Annotated in this window: 15 protein-coding genes; 6 read left to right on the top strand and 9 right to left on the bottom strand. The window is 33.3% G+C overall.

Annotation, left to right across the window (positions count from 1 at the left end; all coding sequences use genetic code 11):
* Positions 1 to 135 precede the first annotated feature (135 nt).
* The gene (locus BZG02_RS14210; protein ID WP_101262105.1) at positions 136 to 3,069 is read left to right on the top strand and encodes an FAD-binding and (Fe-S)-binding domain-containing protein; all 2,934 of its coding nucleotides are present in this window, start codon (positions 136 to 138) and stop codon (positions 3,067 to 3,069) included.
* Between the two features lie 10 nt (positions 3,070 to 3,079).
* Here the strand turns inward: BZG02_RS14210 and BZG02_RS14205 are convergent, their stop codons facing one another.
* Together BZG02_RS14205 and BZG02_RS14200 are read right to left on the bottom strand one after the other, a co-directional pair.
* The gene (locus BZG02_RS14205; protein ID WP_101262104.1) at positions 3,080 to 3,646 is read right to left on the bottom strand and encodes a cysteine hydrolase family protein; all 567 of its coding nucleotides are present in this window, start codon (positions 3,644 to 3,646) and stop codon (positions 3,080 to 3,082) included.
* A gap of 93 nt (positions 3,647 to 3,739) precedes the next feature.
* Complete coding sequence (locus BZG02_RS14200) at positions 3,740 to 4,960, bottom strand: DUF6051 family protein (RefSeq protein ID WP_101262103.1); 1,221 nt, start codon at positions 4,958 to 4,960, stop codon at positions 3,740 to 3,742.
* 178 nt (positions 4,961 to 5,138) lie between these two features.
* On the opposite strand from BZG02_RS14200, the gene BZG02_RS14195 reads away from it, so the two are divergent.
* Complete coding sequence (locus BZG02_RS14195) at positions 5,139 to 5,555, top strand: hypothetical protein (protein ID WP_101262102.1); 417 nt, start codon at positions 5,139 to 5,141, stop codon at positions 5,553 to 5,555.
* Between the two features lie 5 nt (positions 5,556 to 5,560).
* On the top strand, positions 5,561 to 5,821 hold the full coding sequence (locus BZG02_RS14190; RefSeq protein ID WP_101262101.1) for a hypothetical protein: 261 nt from the start codon (positions 5,561 to 5,563) through the stop codon (positions 5,819 to 5,821).
* Between the two features lie 558 nt (positions 5,822 to 6,379).
* Here BZG02_RS14190 and BZG02_RS14185 read toward each other — a convergent pair.
* Positions 6,380 to 8,239, bottom strand: a complete 1,860-nt coding sequence (locus BZG02_RS14185) for a hypothetical protein (protein WP_101262100.1) — start codon at positions 8,237 to 8,239, stop codon at positions 6,380 to 6,382.
* A 288-nt stretch (positions 8,240 to 8,527) separates the two neighbouring features.
* On the opposite strand from BZG02_RS14185, the gene BZG02_RS14180 reads away from it, so the two are divergent.
* On the top strand, positions 8,528 to 8,908 hold the full coding sequence (locus tag BZG02_RS14180; protein WP_101262099.1) for a C-GCAxxG-C-C family (seleno)protein: 381 nt from the start codon (positions 8,528 to 8,530) through the stop codon (positions 8,906 to 8,908).
* Positions 8,905 to 9,303, top strand: a complete 399-nt coding sequence (locus BZG02_RS14175; RefSeq protein ID WP_101262098.1) for a (deoxy)nucleoside triphosphate pyrophosphohydrolase — start codon at positions 8,905 to 8,907, stop codon at positions 9,301 to 9,303. The genes BZG02_RS14180 and BZG02_RS14175 overlap by 4 nt, the downstream gene beginning before the upstream one ends.
* Here the strand turns inward: BZG02_RS14175 and folK are convergent.
* Genes folK through BZG02_RS14160 form a run of 3 tightly spaced genes read right to left on the bottom strand, consistent with a single transcriptional unit; the run spans position 9,289 to position 10,787 of the window.
* The gene (gene folK / locus BZG02_RS14170; protein WP_245868098.1) at positions 9,289 to 9,663 is read right to left on the bottom strand and encodes a 2-amino-4-hydroxy-6-hydroxymethyldihydropteridine diphosphokinase; all 375 of its coding nucleotides are present in this window, start codon (positions 9,661 to 9,663) and stop codon (positions 9,289 to 9,291) included. The two genes, BZG02_RS14175 and folK, sit on opposite strands and share 15 nt — an antisense overlap.
* A 28-nt stretch (positions 9,664 to 9,691) precedes the next feature.
* Positions 9,692 to 10,054: a dihydroneopterin triphosphate 2'-epimerase gene (gene folX, locus BZG02_RS14165; protein ID WP_101262097.1), complete on the bottom strand. Its 363-nt coding sequence runs from the start codon at positions 10,052 to 10,054 to the stop codon at positions 9,692 to 9,694.
* A 10-nt stretch (positions 10,055 to 10,064) separates the two neighbouring features.
* On the bottom strand, positions 10,065 to 10,787 hold the full coding sequence (locus BZG02_RS14160; protein ID WP_101262096.1) for an SDR family NAD(P)-dependent oxidoreductase: 723 nt from the start codon (positions 10,785 to 10,787) through the stop codon (positions 10,065 to 10,067).
* A gap of 185 nt (positions 10,788 to 10,972) precedes the next feature.
* Here BZG02_RS14160 and BZG02_RS14155 point away from each other — a divergent pair, with 185 nt between their 5' ends.
* Positions 10,973 to 11,632 carry a B3/B4 domain-containing protein gene (locus BZG02_RS14155; protein WP_245868097.1) on the top strand — a complete coding sequence of 220 codons (660 nt, stop codon included), beginning with the start codon at positions 10,973 to 10,975 and terminating at the stop codon, positions 11,630 to 11,632.
* Positions 11,633 to 11,696: 64 nt separating this feature from the next.
* Here the strand turns inward: BZG02_RS14155 and BZG02_RS14150 are convergent, their stop codons facing one another.
* The 3 genes from BZG02_RS14150 to BZG02_RS14140 all read right to left on the bottom strand — a co-directional run bounded on the left by BZG02_RS14150 (position 11,697) and on the right by BZG02_RS14140 (position 14,081).
* Positions 11,697 to 12,413, bottom strand: coding sequence for an energy transducer TonB (locus BZG02_RS14150; protein WP_101262095.1), 717 nt, complete (start codon positions 12,411 to 12,413; stop codon positions 11,697 to 11,699).
* Between the two features lie 184 nt (positions 12,414 to 12,597).
* A complete protein-coding gene (locus tag BZG02_RS14145) occupies positions 12,598 to 13,296 on the bottom strand; it encodes an energy transducer TonB (protein ID WP_101262094.1) in 699 nt (232 codons plus the stop codon).
* Positions 13,297 to 13,379: 83 nt separating this feature from the next.
* The gene (locus BZG02_RS14140; protein WP_101262093.1) at positions 13,380 to 14,081 is read right to left on the bottom strand and encodes an energy transducer TonB; all 702 of its coding nucleotides are present in this window, start codon (positions 14,079 to 14,081) and stop codon (positions 13,380 to 13,382) included.
* Between the last annotated feature and the right edge of the window lie 31 nt (positions 14,082 to 14,112).

The raw sequence follows: 14,112 nt of genomic DNA, 5'->3' as shown, positions 1-14,112 counted from the left end.
ATTCCTAAATCAATTATTTTTCATCGTTTTCATTTTATTTTTTTAATAAATATTCATTCTCAATAAGTCGGCATTTTAAAATAAAAATGTAATTTCATTTTTTAGAGAATCAATCACCACAGTCACACCAACTCTATGGAACCAACAAAACAAAGCTTTCAATTTGAGGAACTTCAGGCAAAATTGGCTGGCGAACTGCATCGCGATATCACCACTCGTTTAATCTATGCTACCGATGCTTCTGCTTATAAGGTTCTTCCCCTAGCAGTTTGTTATCCAAAGACCGAAGCTGACTTACAACAGCTAATTCAATTTGCATCTGATAAAAATTTATCATTAATTCCAAGAGCCGCCGGAACTTCACTAGCCGGACAAGTGGTTGGTGATGGTATTGTGGTTGATATATCGAAATACTTCACTAAAATTATAGAGGTAAACAAAGAGGAAGCATGGGTACGTGTGCAACCAGGTGTAATACTTGATGAATTAAATCTGCATTTAAAAAATTACGGTTTATTTTTTGGTCCCGAAACCTCCACCAGTAGCAGATGTATGCTTGGCGGAATGTTAGGAAATAATTCCTGCGGATCGCATTCCATTATATATGGAAGCACTCGCGATCACACTCTTGAAGTAAGTTGTATTTTGAGTGATGGCAACAAGGCGATTTTTTCATCGGTAAGCAATGAAGAATTTGAACACAAATGCAAAGTCCACAATGGCTTGGAATCGAAACTATATCAACAAATAAAAAGCATTCTCTCCATAGAAAAAAATCAGCAATCTATTGCTAAAGAATATCCCGACCAAAAAATTAAAAGAAGAAATACCGGCTATGCCATTGATATATTAGCATCCTCCTCTCCTTTTCATTCCAACGGAAAAGCATTTAATTTTAGTCAGCTTTTAGCTGGATCGGAAGGAACATTGGCTTTCACAACAGAAATGAAATTAAACTTAATTCCTGTTCCTCCAAAAGAAAAAGCTTTGATTTGTGCCCATTTCGAAAATTTGGAGGATGCAATTCAAGGCAATCTTATTGCTCTAAAATACCAACCGGGTGCTGTCGAATTAATGGATGATCAAATTCTAAAATTAACCGAAGGAAATATTACCCAAGCAAAAAACCGATTCTTTTTAGAGGGAAATCCTGGAGCGTTACTCATCATCGAATTTGCCCGAGAAACAAAAAGCGAGATCGAGAATATTGCTAAAGAAATGGAAGCCGAATTTCGTGAGAAAAAACTCGGATATCATTTTCCTATCGTTTCAGGAGTCGAAAATATGACTCGTGTATGGGATCTACGAAAATCAGCTCTGGGGATATTATCGAATATGAAAGGAGATGCAAAACCCGTTTCTCTTATTGAAGATACTTCGGTAAACCCAGAAGTATTGTACGATTACATTGCCGATTTTAAGGATTTAATGAGGAAGCATGAAATACAATGCATCTTTCATGCCCATATCGGAACCGGAGAAATTCACATGCGTCCGGTGCTAAATTTAAAAGACTCCCGTGATCAGGAAAAATTTCATGCTATTGGTTTAGATTCTGCTAAACTGGTTAAAAAATACAATGGTTCGTTGAGTGGTGAGCACGGAGATGGAAGACTTCGTGGTGAATTTATCTCCATTATGATTGGCGAACAAAACTACCAGCTTTTGCGTGATATCAAGCAATGTTGGGACCCTAAAAACATCTTTAATCCTGGTAAAATTGTTGATACTCCAAAAATGAATACGCATTTGCGTTACGAAGCCAACCAGAAAACACGAGAGATAAAAACCTACTTCGATTTCTCTAATGATATGGGAATTGTTCGGGCTACAGAACGTTGCAACGGATCAGGTGATTGCAGAAACACTCACATTACAGGGAAGGGAATGTGCCCGAGTTATCAGGCCACGCTTGATGAAAAATTGACAACCAGAGCTCGCGCCAATTTATTTCGTGAATTCCTTACCAATTCCAACAATAGTAATCCATTCAATCACAAAGAATTATACGATATCTTAGATTTATGTCTGTCGTGTAAAGCTTGTAAATCCGAATGTCCGTCGAGCGTTGATATGGCAAAATTAAAAGCCGAATTTCTACAACAATATTACGATTCAAATCCAATTCCACTAAGAAGTAAACTAATTGCCAATATCTCAAAAATAAATAAGCTTGGAAGTTATGCTCCCAGCTTGTTTAATTCTATAAATCAGCACTCTACATTAGGTAAAATAGTGAAAAAAAAGCTTGGCTTTGCCGAAGAAAGAAGCATTCCCAAGTTACATAAAACAACACTTCGAAAATGGTATGCTAACTCATACAAAGAATCGAATAAGAAGAAAGTATATCTTTTTGCTGATGAATTTACAAACTACAACGATACGCCAATTGGAATTAAAGCAATTCAGTTACTTGAGAAGCTTGGCTACCACGCTATTATTCCAAAACACATGGAAAGTGGTAGAACTTATTTATCGAAAGGATTGGTGAAAAAAGCTAAATTTCTAGCAATAAAAAACGTAAACCTGCTTAAAAATGTTATTTCTGCAGAAAACCCACTAATTGGAATTGAACCATCTGCAATTCTTACTTTTCGTGATGAGTACCCCGAATTGGTTACTCCAGATATGGTAGAAGATGCTAAAAACCTTTCTAAAAACACCTTTACCATTGAGGAATTTTTATATCAGGAAATGAAAAATGGCAACATAAAAAAAGAACAATTTACAAACGCAAAAAAAGAAGTAAAATTTCATACGCATTGTTACCAAAAAGCACTTGCATCCTCCTTACCAATAAAAGAGATATTAAGCTTTCCCGAAAACTATACTGCTATCGAAATACAATCTGGTTGTTGTGGCATGGCCGGATCGTTCGGTTATGAAAAAGAACATTACGAGTTAAGTATAAAGGTTGGCGAATTGGTGCTACTACCAGAGGTTCGAAAAACACCTAAAACAACATTAATAGTAGCTTCGGGCACCTCCTGTCGCCATCAAATAAAAGATGCAACGGAACGGATAGCTCTGCATCCGATTGAAGTATTATTTAATGCCTTGGTGCAATAAAAGAAACCCTTTATTTTAAAAGATTTAAAAACACATCTGTAGTCAAAATGCTTGCAAACTCTTCGTGTAAACTCGCCAATGCAGTATCATGAATTAACTGAGCAGAAAATTTTTCACCATTCACACCGATCTTATCAAAAGTAGCGGTAGCATCAGCAATTAAACAAGTTTCGTAGCCAAAATTACCTGCCATGCGAACGGTGGTTGATATGCAATGATCGGTAGTCAATCCAACAATTACAAGTTTTTTAATTCCTAAATCATCAAGTCTTTGCTTTAAATCAGTTCCAATAAAAGCCGCGTTCACATTTTTTTTAATAACTGGTTCATTCTGCAATGGCTTGGTCGATTCCAGAAATTCATTTCCTATATTTCCTTCAGCTAAAGGCGATTGTGGAGAGGCAGAACAATGTTTAACATGAAATAAAGGTAATTTTTTATCTCGCCAGACCTTTAATATCTTGGCTGCATTTTTTTCAGCATTAAGATTATTTCTACCTCCACCCCAATACCCAATATCTTCAAATCCTTTCTGAAGATCAATCAGTAAAAGAGCTGTTTTATCTGTTATTTTCATGATTTAAAGTTCTAACTATTCTTCGAAACTTACAAAAATTGAATGCAAATCGACTAATTTATCTAATTCCGTTCTCACCACTTGCGCCTTCGTTTACTTCCTATTAAAAAAATCGCAAACTTTCGTGAAAACAAGATCTATACTTTCTTCAATATCTCCAGACGTTGACTTATTCATTGGAAATGGATTTTCGTGCGTATAGGAATAGCCAAAATCAAGTTCTTCAACTACAATATTAATATCTCTGGAAGCCCCTTTTAAGGTATTTTCAATCTCGTAGGTTGGGAATACAGAATCTCCTTTTAAAGCAATCGCATAAATCTGATTTTCTACCTTCCTAAACAAATCTTCTCTAAAATTTCTCATCGACTTATATTCCAGCATGGTATGAAATACCTTTCCTTCCAAATGATCTTCCTCTAGGTAATGATGCAAAAGATTATCTTTCTTTAAAAAACTACTAAAATGCTCCACCAAATAGGAGTACAAAGCAACATTAACCTCACTATCTAAAATAAATTTAGAAACAGGAGACAATCGATTAAATACAGCACCACTGCAAAACAAACACAATTTAGTATCGCTAAAATAATTTTTATAGTTGGTCAACTTAAGAATTTCAGCCAAAAAACCGCCAATAGAGTAAGCAAAAATATCAAAGCTAAAATTCTTATCAATTAACTCATGCTTACCACTTTTACACTCCTCGATAAACTGAATGATGTCGTAATAAGTTTGCAAACCCGACCAAATAAACCTTTGTGGCTTAGAATGGAGACGCATACTAATAGCAACATTCGATAAGGAAGAACCAATAATATTTGGGAATTGAGCTTTTCGCTTTTTACTTAATTCAAACATTGCCTTTTTATCGCTCCAATGCTTTGGTGCGCGTTGCATATGAAATGCAATAGGAAAAAAAATAACTGCGCTTTGTGTTTTCTCACAAATAGCTTGCCCCCAAGGCAAATATTTATCCCAAGTCTTTTCATTAAATCCATGAAAAATAAAGCTTAGCTTTTTTAGCTTTTCTTTTCCTTTTGGTTTTAAAATATTATAGCTAAAATTCCGATTTTCTTCAATAACAACATCATGCATATGAACATCATCCTGTATTTCGCCAATATCGTTCTGTGTAAATAAATTTTCGGTAAGCTCTAATTCATGACTTTCGCACTGATAATTGATTTTACCCGGCAAAATATCGTGTGCTGAAGAATGAAATTGATACTCCTTAAACTCCATATTATCAAACTCCGACTCTCCTCTCTCAAATGCCAATTTCAACTCCCTACACCGATCCACATACGACATAATAATAAACTTTTATAAATTAATTAGAACTTCCAAATACGAAGCTATTGATTCTATTTGCAAAAATCGAATTTACAAAAACACCACTGATTAACAAAAAACATTCAACAAATAGATATACTTCTTCATCTTTTCTGATTATTTTTACCACTGAAAAAAAACGCTCCAAATCAAAATTATGTATCAGAAAGATTTTATAATGCGAATGATTGAAATGATTGCAGATTTAATCGCTCTCCTTTTAGGTATGATTAAAAAAGGAGATATATCGCAAGCTCATAAACTACTGGAAAATGCTTATCGCGATTTTTTAAAAGAAGACGCTTCGTTTTTTAGAAACTTACCCAAAGAAAAAATGAGCGAAAATTTGCTCACCGAACACAATTACACCAACGAGCATTTAAAAATATTATCGGAACTATTTTTTGTTGAAGCAGAATTGAATATTGCTACAGGCGATATAAAGAATGGCTTAAATTATTACGAAAAATCTTTATTACTTTTGGAGTTTTCGGAAAAAAACTCCAAAACTTTTTCGATAAGTAATGAATCGAAAACTAATTTACTAAAAGAAAAAATTGAAAAATTAAAATAACAATTATGAAATTTAATTTACAGGAACCAGACCTTACAAACATTAGTACAGAACAACTTCAACAAGAAGCTAAAATAATTAAAAGAGTATTAATAGCTTTTGCAATAATGCTTATTCTACTTTTGTTCCTTGGAATATATGTTAGTTTAAATAATTTGGGACTATTTTCATTAGTAATTGTACCATTCATTTTATCTCCGATCATTTATGTAATTGCCAAAAAATCTTTTTTAATTAAACTAGAAATTCAGAATAGAGAAATGTAATATTTCGTACTTAAAGAGAGCAATTAAATAATCAAGAAAGGCAATACAATATCCTAAAAACCAATAGCTACTAGTGAGGACAATTGTAATTTTATCGACGTTGAATAATTGCAATAGAATAACAAGGCAATTGTAATCTTTCGATTAAAAATAAATTAGGTGAAAATCAGTTACCTACCCGCTAAGGTTTCGTCTAAATCATATAAAAACTTTACTTATATGCTAGAAGACAACAGTATTGAGCAAAAACACGGCAATAAAATTGCAATTCTTATTAGTTTAGTAGTAATCACTATTTTAGTACTAATTAAGATTTTTATGTAAAAGATAAAGACGTGATACATTTCACGTCTTTACTTTATATTCTAGTTGATTATCAATTTTAAAAAGAGTAAGTATACAAAATAAAAGATTAGGAGATAATATATTTAATTGTTTATCAATCAATAAGGTAGATTCAAAAATAAAATAAACACAACACTCTAAAACTTCAATATTCTACCAAATAAAAAAGGTTGCCAATAGACAACCTTTATCATTTCCAACTCGATTTTTCAATTAAAATTTGTAGGCACTAATCAAATGATTTTTTTCATTTACAAGAACTACATCTTCAACTTCATCAATCACATAATCTGGTGTTTTATCCATCAATTCAATTTGAACATCAACTTCACCAGTTGTTTTATTTACCTTATAAATAAAATGTTTAGTTCCTGCAGTCTCATCGTTAACTTTAGTAACAATAAACTTGTGAGATTTTATTGATTTTGAATTCGAAAATCTTGTTTTAGTAATTTCGATTACTGGAGCCATATTTCCATCTGTTGTTTCTAAATATAAGCCTCCAACTACATTTGTTTCAGAAGTTCCATCTGTTTGATCAGAAGAAGTTCTGTAAGCACCATTAGATAATGAAGACAGCATCTTGATATTATCTAAACTTCCTTGAATATCGAAATCGACACCCGCAAGCATTAATCCAAGTTGCGCCGCTTGTTTTAAACCACCCAAATCTGATGCTGGTTCAAAATATTTAGTATAAATAATTTTTCCTGAAGGTGACAATAATGATAAGTGCTGACCTGTGCTTAACAAATAGCCCGCGCCCTCGATATATTCAGCTAAAAGGGGTGTTTTCTTTTTCACATTTTCTAGTTCTACATCTTCTGCAAAAAGTTCAATTTTACCAGTATTTAAATCAAATTTGTAAGCATTTTCATTCTCAAAAAGAATCACTTTATCTTCTTTCTCATCGTAAGCAACAGCTGGTATTGCTTTAAATTTCACATCTCTATCCCAAACATCTTTTCCTTTTTCAAAATCTAAAATATTAGATCTTTCCGTAGAAATATATAATACACCCTTAGCAGTTGGAGTCACATAATAGGAGTATCCTTTAATTTTAGTTTCCCATAATTTATCCCCTTCCATGTCGACTAAAGCAACAGAACCTTCCTTTTCATTTTTACCAACAGCAATGTATCCTTTGTCGGTAGGGATAACTTCCTCTAAAAAGTCGATTTTAAAACTTTTCTTCCATTTAAAGTTATTTGTTTTCAGATCAATAATATTGAATCCTTCTGTTTCTACAAGAATCAAATTTCCATCTATATCAGCTCTTACATCAACGAGCGTTCCCTTCAACTTTAATTTACCTGGAGTAATGTCTTCGCCACTATTTGGATTTAAAACTTTCAGCTTATTTGATTTTTTAACCCCAACATACAAGCTATTGTTGGCCTCAGAAAAAACCAAAGCATTAATTTTTTTATCAGCTTTAAAATTCCAAGTAATTTCTCCATTAGTTGAATTAATTGCATAAATTTCATCTTTTATTCCAATCACTAAATTATTTTCATTGGTAAAAAATGGTCCATGATCAATATAGCTTACTTTTGAATATTTATTAAGCAATCCTTTTGATTCTCCAACAACAGCAATCCATTCCTTTTTCCAAGTTTTAAGACTAAAACTCATTAGGTTTCGCTCATCATCCTTTAGTAATTCAAATAATACGATCCCCTGATCTGGAATAAGGGTAAAATCTTTTATTCTATATCCATCCTCCTTGGTGTCAAACAAAACATCACCATTACTTGAGTTCATTAAGATCCCTCTTACTTTACCTACAACTGGAGCATATTCAAAATAAATAATAGGTAAGCCATCAATGGCCATAAAACTGTTTTTGTCAACTGCTTTAAACTCTTTGTTGTGCCAAACAATCTCACCATTTTCATTGTTCATTGCAAGTAGTCCTTTTGCACCTGATGCAATAATAAAACCTTCATTTGATTGCTTAATCCATCCTACTTCGTATAATGCCTCCTTCAAATCAACACTCCATAGTTTATTTTGCGAAAAAGCTGTTACGACAAACAGCATTGCAAAAAACAATGCACTAATTCTTTTCATAAATAGATTCATAATAATTAAATTAATAGTATTTACTGGGTTAATTCTAAAATATTAAATACATAAAAGGCAGATCAAATAGATTACCCTATTTTACTCCTATATCTCTTTAGCCCCCGAATTTATGCAAATCATAAAGAACTAGAGATATAAAAGATAATAGATCGATTATAAATTACCATACAAAACAAAAACGTATCTAACACATGTTGAAGAAGCATTTTAATCTTTGGTGATTGTATTTGGAAAATCCTACATTTGTCTGTTACCAAAGGAATATCTCAACCAATGAGCTTTACAGATAAAAAAACAAAGGCCGATATAGCCTTAAAATATTTCCACAAACCGCCAGTTTATTACAATTGTGCTCAAGCTATCTTTAAAGCTTTTCAAGAGGAAAATAAGATAAGTAACGATGATATAAATGAGTTCTCAAAATATGGGAATGGCAAAGCCAAAGATGGCAATTGTGGAGCATACCAAGTTGGCTTGGAGTTGCTAAAAGACAAGCCTGAATTAGCTCAAGAATTCATAACGCGTTTTAAAGAAAACTCGGAATACATCAGCTGTTTCGATATTAAATTTAACTACACAATGTCCTGTGTAAATTTGGTTCGTATGGCTTCCAACTTACTGGAAGAATTAACAACCTCCTCCTCCAAAACATGAAAGCAATTAAAGTTACAGCTGCAGTAATCCTTAAAAACGGAAAGGTATTTATTGCCCAGCGAAGCAAAAATGATGATTTATCAGGTAAATGGGAATTTCCGGGTGGAAAAATAGAAGCATCCGAAACGGCTCAAGCATGCTTAAAAAGAGAATTATTGGAAGAATTTGGTATCGAAACCAAGATTCTTGACTATTTAGGAGATAGCCAATTTGATTATGGCAATAAACAAATACATTTATTAGCTTACTTTGTTGAGCATCTATCAGGTGAATTTATTCTTCAGGTTCACCAAAACTACAAATGGATTCATCCTGAAGAACTTGATTTTATCGACTGGGCTCCGGCTGATATTGTACTTGCAAAAAAGTTGAAACAAAAATTAACCAAAGAGTAACTCATCTACCGATTTTTTTAGAAAATCTCTACGATGATAATCCTCGTCAACAATTTCATTGTTCCAAACCACAATATCCAAATCGATTACTCGTGGTCCAAATTTAGGAAGACTTCTATCCCTTCCCATTTTATCTTCCAATTGTTTCAAATACAAATTAAATTCCTCTCTACAATGTTGCGTTTTTAAACGAACAGCTCCATTAATAAAATCATCCTGATCGGTAATACCAATAGGTGCTGTCCTTATCCATTTGGAGTGTTTTTTTAGCAAATGATCTTTTGACAAAAGACATAACATCTTCTGAATATTTTCTGTTGGATTAATATTCGACCCTATACCTACAATACAATCGTTCATTATATATTGCTTTAGTGAAATTTTGCACTCAAGAAACATCCTTCCTATAAGCCTCTAATTCAATCGATACCGACTCTGCAAAACGCAAAGCATGAGGCTTATCCACTTCCACCCTTGCCCACTCTACCTGAGGATTTTCCATTATTACATCTAATATTTGTTGGGTTAAATTTTCCAACATTTTAAATTGACCTTCCTGCACAAGAACAATTACTTTTTTTGTAATGGTTTTGTAATTGTATGAATTTTCCACCTCATCGTTAGCAATCGCCATATCAACATCGGCTCTTATAGTCATATTAATTACAACATCTTGCTTATTACGCAACTCTTCCTCATTAAATCCGATAAACGTTCTAATCAATAAATTTTTCACACGAATAATTGCCATAAAGTCTAAATTATAAGAGTTGTTCCCCTCCGTCGCAATATAATATTTGCCCGGTTAGGTGTTTATTTGCCAAAATATAATCCAATGATTGCAAAATTGGTTCTATTCCTCCAGAAACTTTCATCGGAGTTTTTTCCGCCAGGCGAAGCAGGTATTCCTCACCCTGATCCACCGGAGGAAGAGTTGCGCCAGGTGCTATTCCATTCACCCGAATATCCGGTCCAAATTCAAGTGCGGTCATTTTCGTTAAATGAGCCAATCCAACCTTCGATAACGAGTAAGCTGCATGCGAATTTGAATTACTTGATATTCTGGTATCTAAAAAATTAACAATAATTCCTTTTTTTGTATTCATTGCATAATCTCGCGATAAAATAAAAGGAGCAAACAAATTCACATTCATTTGATTTTGATACAAATTAATGGATGTTTCGCGAACCACTCCAGCATCAAAAACCGATGCATTATTCACCAAAACATCTATCTTTTCAAAATGCAATAAAACTTTATCTACCAAAATTTCTACCTCCTCGACACAATTCAAATCACATTTAAATATTTTAAATTTCCGATTCGGATACCTAGTCATTAAATCTGCTTGCAAAGCAATAGCATCACTTTTCGATTTATTAAAATGAATGGCAATATTGAACCCTTTTTCGGCCAAGTGTAAAGCAATAAACTTCCCTATTCGCTTTGATGCTCCGGTTATTAACACTGTTTTATTAGTCATATCCTCAGTCGTTATTATCTAAAGTTAACGAATATCTTTTCTGATAAAAAGTGAATGATAGTATTTTTCGTAATCCCACAACAAAATTTATTCTAATTAATTTTTGCGATAAAAAAGACTAGAATCTGTATTTTGCATCTGAATTAAAAATCCCTTACTACGCTGAATCGCAAATGAGAATAAATATGACTAAAATTGAAATAGAAGAAGAACTAAAACAAATTTGTCCATCACTTCGTCTAGGAGTTATTCAATGTCAAGTAGATACGAAAGAAGAATGTCCAGATTTGTGGAAAATAATTAATGAAAACACAATACACCTCCAACAGAATTTAGCCATCTCAGGCATTGCAACTATTCCTAGTATCAATAGTTCGAAAAAAGGGTATCGAGCCGTAGGAAAAGACCCTAGCAGGTATCGCTTATCCGCAGAATCTCTGTTACGTAGAATTGTGAATGGAAAAGGATTATACAAAATAAATAATGTTGTAGATCTGCTAAATTTAGTATCTATTAAAAGTGGCTTTTCGATAGGCGGATACAATGCTGATAAAATAGAAGGAACAGTCCGTTTTGGAATTGGGAAGGCAAACGAAGCATACGAAGGAATTGGACGTGGAAGCTTAAATATTGAGAAACTACCCATTTTCAGGGATGATTTAGGAGCATTTGGCAGTCCTACAAGTGATTCGTTACGAACCCAAATCGACCAAACCTGTAAAAACTTCCTCATGATTATTATTAGTTTTCAAGACGAAACAGGATTATATGAGGCTATAAATTTAGCTGTCGATCTATTAAACAAACACGCCAATGCTAAAAAAATACAATCAATAATTCTATAAAAATAGTAAAGCCTGCTAAACTACTTAGCAGGCCTTACTTATATACATTGCTACTATAATTCAACTACTGAAGAACAAAATTAATCACCGAAGAGTAGGAAACTTTTACTGGTTTTCCCCTTTGTTTGCCAGGCTCGAATTTAGGTAAATTTCGAATTACCCTTAAAGCTTCCTGATCTAGTGATGGGTCGATACCTCTAAGCAATTTTACATTGGAAACACTACCATCTTTCCCAACAATAAAACTAACAAAAACCCTTCCTGTTATTCCATTTTCCTGAGCTATTACAGGATATCGAATGCTTGAATTTATATATCTGTACAATTCCAAATTACCTTCAATATTGTTTTTGCAGATATCAGGCCTAAAAATTGGCATTTCTTCAACAATCACAAAAATTTTTGCTTCATCATCCGCCTCTTCTTCTACAAAAACCTCCTGCTTAACAATCTCTACTTCCGTTTCCTGACTAAAACTTTCCTCTACAATTTCGAGTTCATTTTCTAACTCTACATCATCTTCCACAATGGTTATCACATCGATTATTTGCATTTTGGGAGGTAATTTTGGCTTCTCCATAAGCTCTTCCTGCCTGGTAATTGGAATTAGTTCTTCGTCTAAATTTAAATTCACCAATTGTTTAATTTCCACTACCTCACGCACCTTTGTTGGCCATTCAAAAGATATTAAAGTTAATGCTAAGGCCAAAACCAAACCTATTTCAAAAAACAATGACTTTCGATTTTCCAGATCAGCATTTTCATTCTTTTTGGGAATCATAGCAAACTATTTTAAAAATTAAAGCATAGTATCAGTAGTGACAAAAAACTGAACATCACCAAAACATTTAAAATATTCAGCTTAAGTCCTAATTAAGAGGATGAATACAAAGAACGTTTACACTTAAATATACGAAATTAAGCTGTAATTGTTGCAAGTTTTAAGCCCTTAGGCACAACCAAACTTATTGCAAAACAAAATTTACGTAACCCGAAAACCAAACAGGCACTTTTTTGTTAAACTGCTTACCGGGTTTGAATTTTGGTAAGTTTTGTACCACACGAATAACTTCCTCATCAAGCAATGGATCTACCTTACGAATCACCTGAATATTTGAAATAGTTCCATCGGAAGTAACTACGAATTTCACATACACCTTACCTTGAATATTTGACTCCTGAGCTTGTATTGGATACCTAACCATTCTTTGCATGGTAACGAACAAATCTTTACATCCTTCCTCGTAAGTACTATTTTTTTTAGGATTGAAAATTGGCATTTCCTCTACACTTACGAAAGGACTTAGTTCATCTGATATTTCTTCAACATAAACCGGCTGTTCCAATATTTCCTCATTAGGATCTCCAAACGAATCCTCAGGAATATATTCCACCTCGGGCTCCTCTTCAATAATCAAGAGCTCGAGCAACTCTATTCTCTTTACTTTAGGTGGCTCTATTTTGTTCTCAGGCTCGCTAAATGTCGTCAATACAATCTCTTCTATATCATCAATCGTATCAAATACAATATCATCGGGTTCATTCATCGGTACTTTATATTCAAAAGCCATTAACACAAATAGAAAGCTAATTAAGAAACCAAATTGTAGAAATAAACCTCTTTTCTTCTCTAAATTATATCGGGGATTCTTTTTCTCTAGCATAATCGTGATTTTTTAATGAAACGTATCGTGACTTTCAATCCTCTACAACTAACTATTTAGTTATAGAGTTTAAAAAAATAGACCTATTGTAATACAAACGAAATATATCCACTAAACCAAACACTTACTGGTTTGTTTCTTTGCATTCCAGGTTTAAACTTTGGCAAATTCTGTACTACTCGAATGGCTTCTTTATCTAAAGAAGGATCAACCGGTCTCATTACCTGAATCTGTTCGATATTTCCTGTTTTTGTAACTACAAATCGAACGTACACTTTCCCTTCAATCCCATTTTCCTGCGCCAGCATCGGATATTTTGTCATTTTTTGCATGGTAATAAACAAATCCTTTAATCCTTCGTCATAAGTCGAATTTCTAGAGGGATTAAAAATTGGCATTTGCTCTACTCTCACAAAAGGAACATCTTCCACTTCTTCTATCTCTTCTCTAATATCAGCAATAGCGTAAGTGTCATCTTCAGATACATTAGAATCAATTATTTCCAAATCATCCACATCTACATCATCCTCAACTAAAGTTAATTCGGTTAATATTAATTCTTTAATCTTTGGCACCTCTTTGGGCGCTTGTTTTTCCTGCACGGTTATAGGAATAATCTCATCCATTTCCTCCAGCACATCGAAATCCAAAACTGCAATTTCTTCTACTTTTGTCTCGTACTCGAATGCCATTAAAACAAGCACAAGGCTAAATAGTAATCCGATTTGTAAAAATAAACCTCGTTTCTTTTCCAAATCATAGCGGGGGTTTTTCTTAACTTCCATAATAAAGGTTTTTTGGTTAGACAATATAAAT

It is taken from the genome of Labilibaculum filiforme (assembly GCF_002843315.1).
Taxonomy (GTDB): Bacteria; Bacteroidota; Bacteroidia; order Bacteroidales; family Marinifilaceae; genus Labilibaculum; species Labilibaculum filiforme.
The sequence above is the reverse complement of the archived record's forward strand: the minus strand, read 5'-3'. Positions and strand labels throughout refer to the sequence as shown.

What these genes read in the sequence shown, in the direction of transcription:
- BZG02_RS14210 (WP_101262105.1), top strand. Translation starts at nt 136, where the DNA reads ATGGAACCAACAAAACAAAGCTTTCAATTTGAGGAACTTCAGGCAAAA.
- BZG02_RS14205 (WP_101262104.1), bottom strand. Translation starts at nt 3,646, where the DNA reads ATGAAAATAACAGATAAAACAGCTCTTTTACTGATTGATCTTCAGAAA.
- BZG02_RS14200 (WP_101262103.1), bottom strand. Translation starts at nt 4,960, where the DNA reads ATGTCGTATGTGGATCGGTGTAGGGAGTTGAAATTGGCATTTGAGAGA.
- BZG02_RS14195 (WP_101262102.1), top strand. Translation starts at nt 5,139, where the DNA reads ATGTATCAGAAAGATTTTATAATGCGAATGATTGAAATGATTGCAGAT.
- BZG02_RS14190 (WP_101262101.1), top strand. Translation starts at nt 5,561, where the DNA reads ATGAAATTTAATTTACAGGAACCAGACCTTACAAACATTAGTACAGAA.
- BZG02_RS14185 (WP_101262100.1), bottom strand. Translation starts at nt 8,239, where the DNA reads ATGAAAAGAATTAGTGCATTGTTTTTTGCAATGCTGTTTGTCGTAACA.
- BZG02_RS14180 (WP_101262099.1), top strand. Translation starts at nt 8,528, where the DNA reads ATGAGCTTTACAGATAAAAAAACAAAGGCCGATATAGCCTTAAAATAT.
- BZG02_RS14175 (WP_101262098.1), top strand. Translation starts at nt 8,905, where the DNA reads ATGAAAGCAATTAAAGTTACAGCTGCAGTAATCCTTAAAAACGGAAAG.
- folK (WP_245868098.1), bottom strand. Translation starts at nt 9,663, where the DNA reads ATGAACGATTGTATTGTAGGTATAGGGTCGAATATTAATCCAACAGAA.
- folX (WP_101262097.1), bottom strand. Translation starts at nt 10,054, where the DNA reads ATGGCAATTATTCGTGTGAAAAATTTATTGATTAGAACGTTTATCGGA.
- BZG02_RS14160 (WP_101262096.1), bottom strand. Translation starts at nt 10,787, where the DNA reads ATGACTAATAAAACAGTGTTAATAACCGGAGCATCAAAGCGAATAGGG.
- BZG02_RS14155 (WP_245868097.1), top strand. Translation starts at nt 10,973, where the DNA reads ATGACTAAAATTGAAATAGAAGAAGAACTAAAACAAATTTGTCCATCA.
- BZG02_RS14150 (WP_101262095.1), bottom strand. Translation starts at nt 12,413, where the DNA reads ATGATTCCCAAAAAGAATGAAAATGCTGATCTGGAAAATCGAAAGTCA.
- BZG02_RS14145 (WP_101262094.1), bottom strand. Translation starts at nt 13,296, where the DNA reads ATGCTAGAGAAAAAGAATCCCCGATATAATTTAGAGAAGAAAAGAGGT.
- BZG02_RS14140 (WP_101262093.1), bottom strand. Translation starts at nt 14,081, where the DNA reads ATGGAAGTTAAGAAAAACCCCCGCTATGATTTGGAAAAGAAACGAGGT.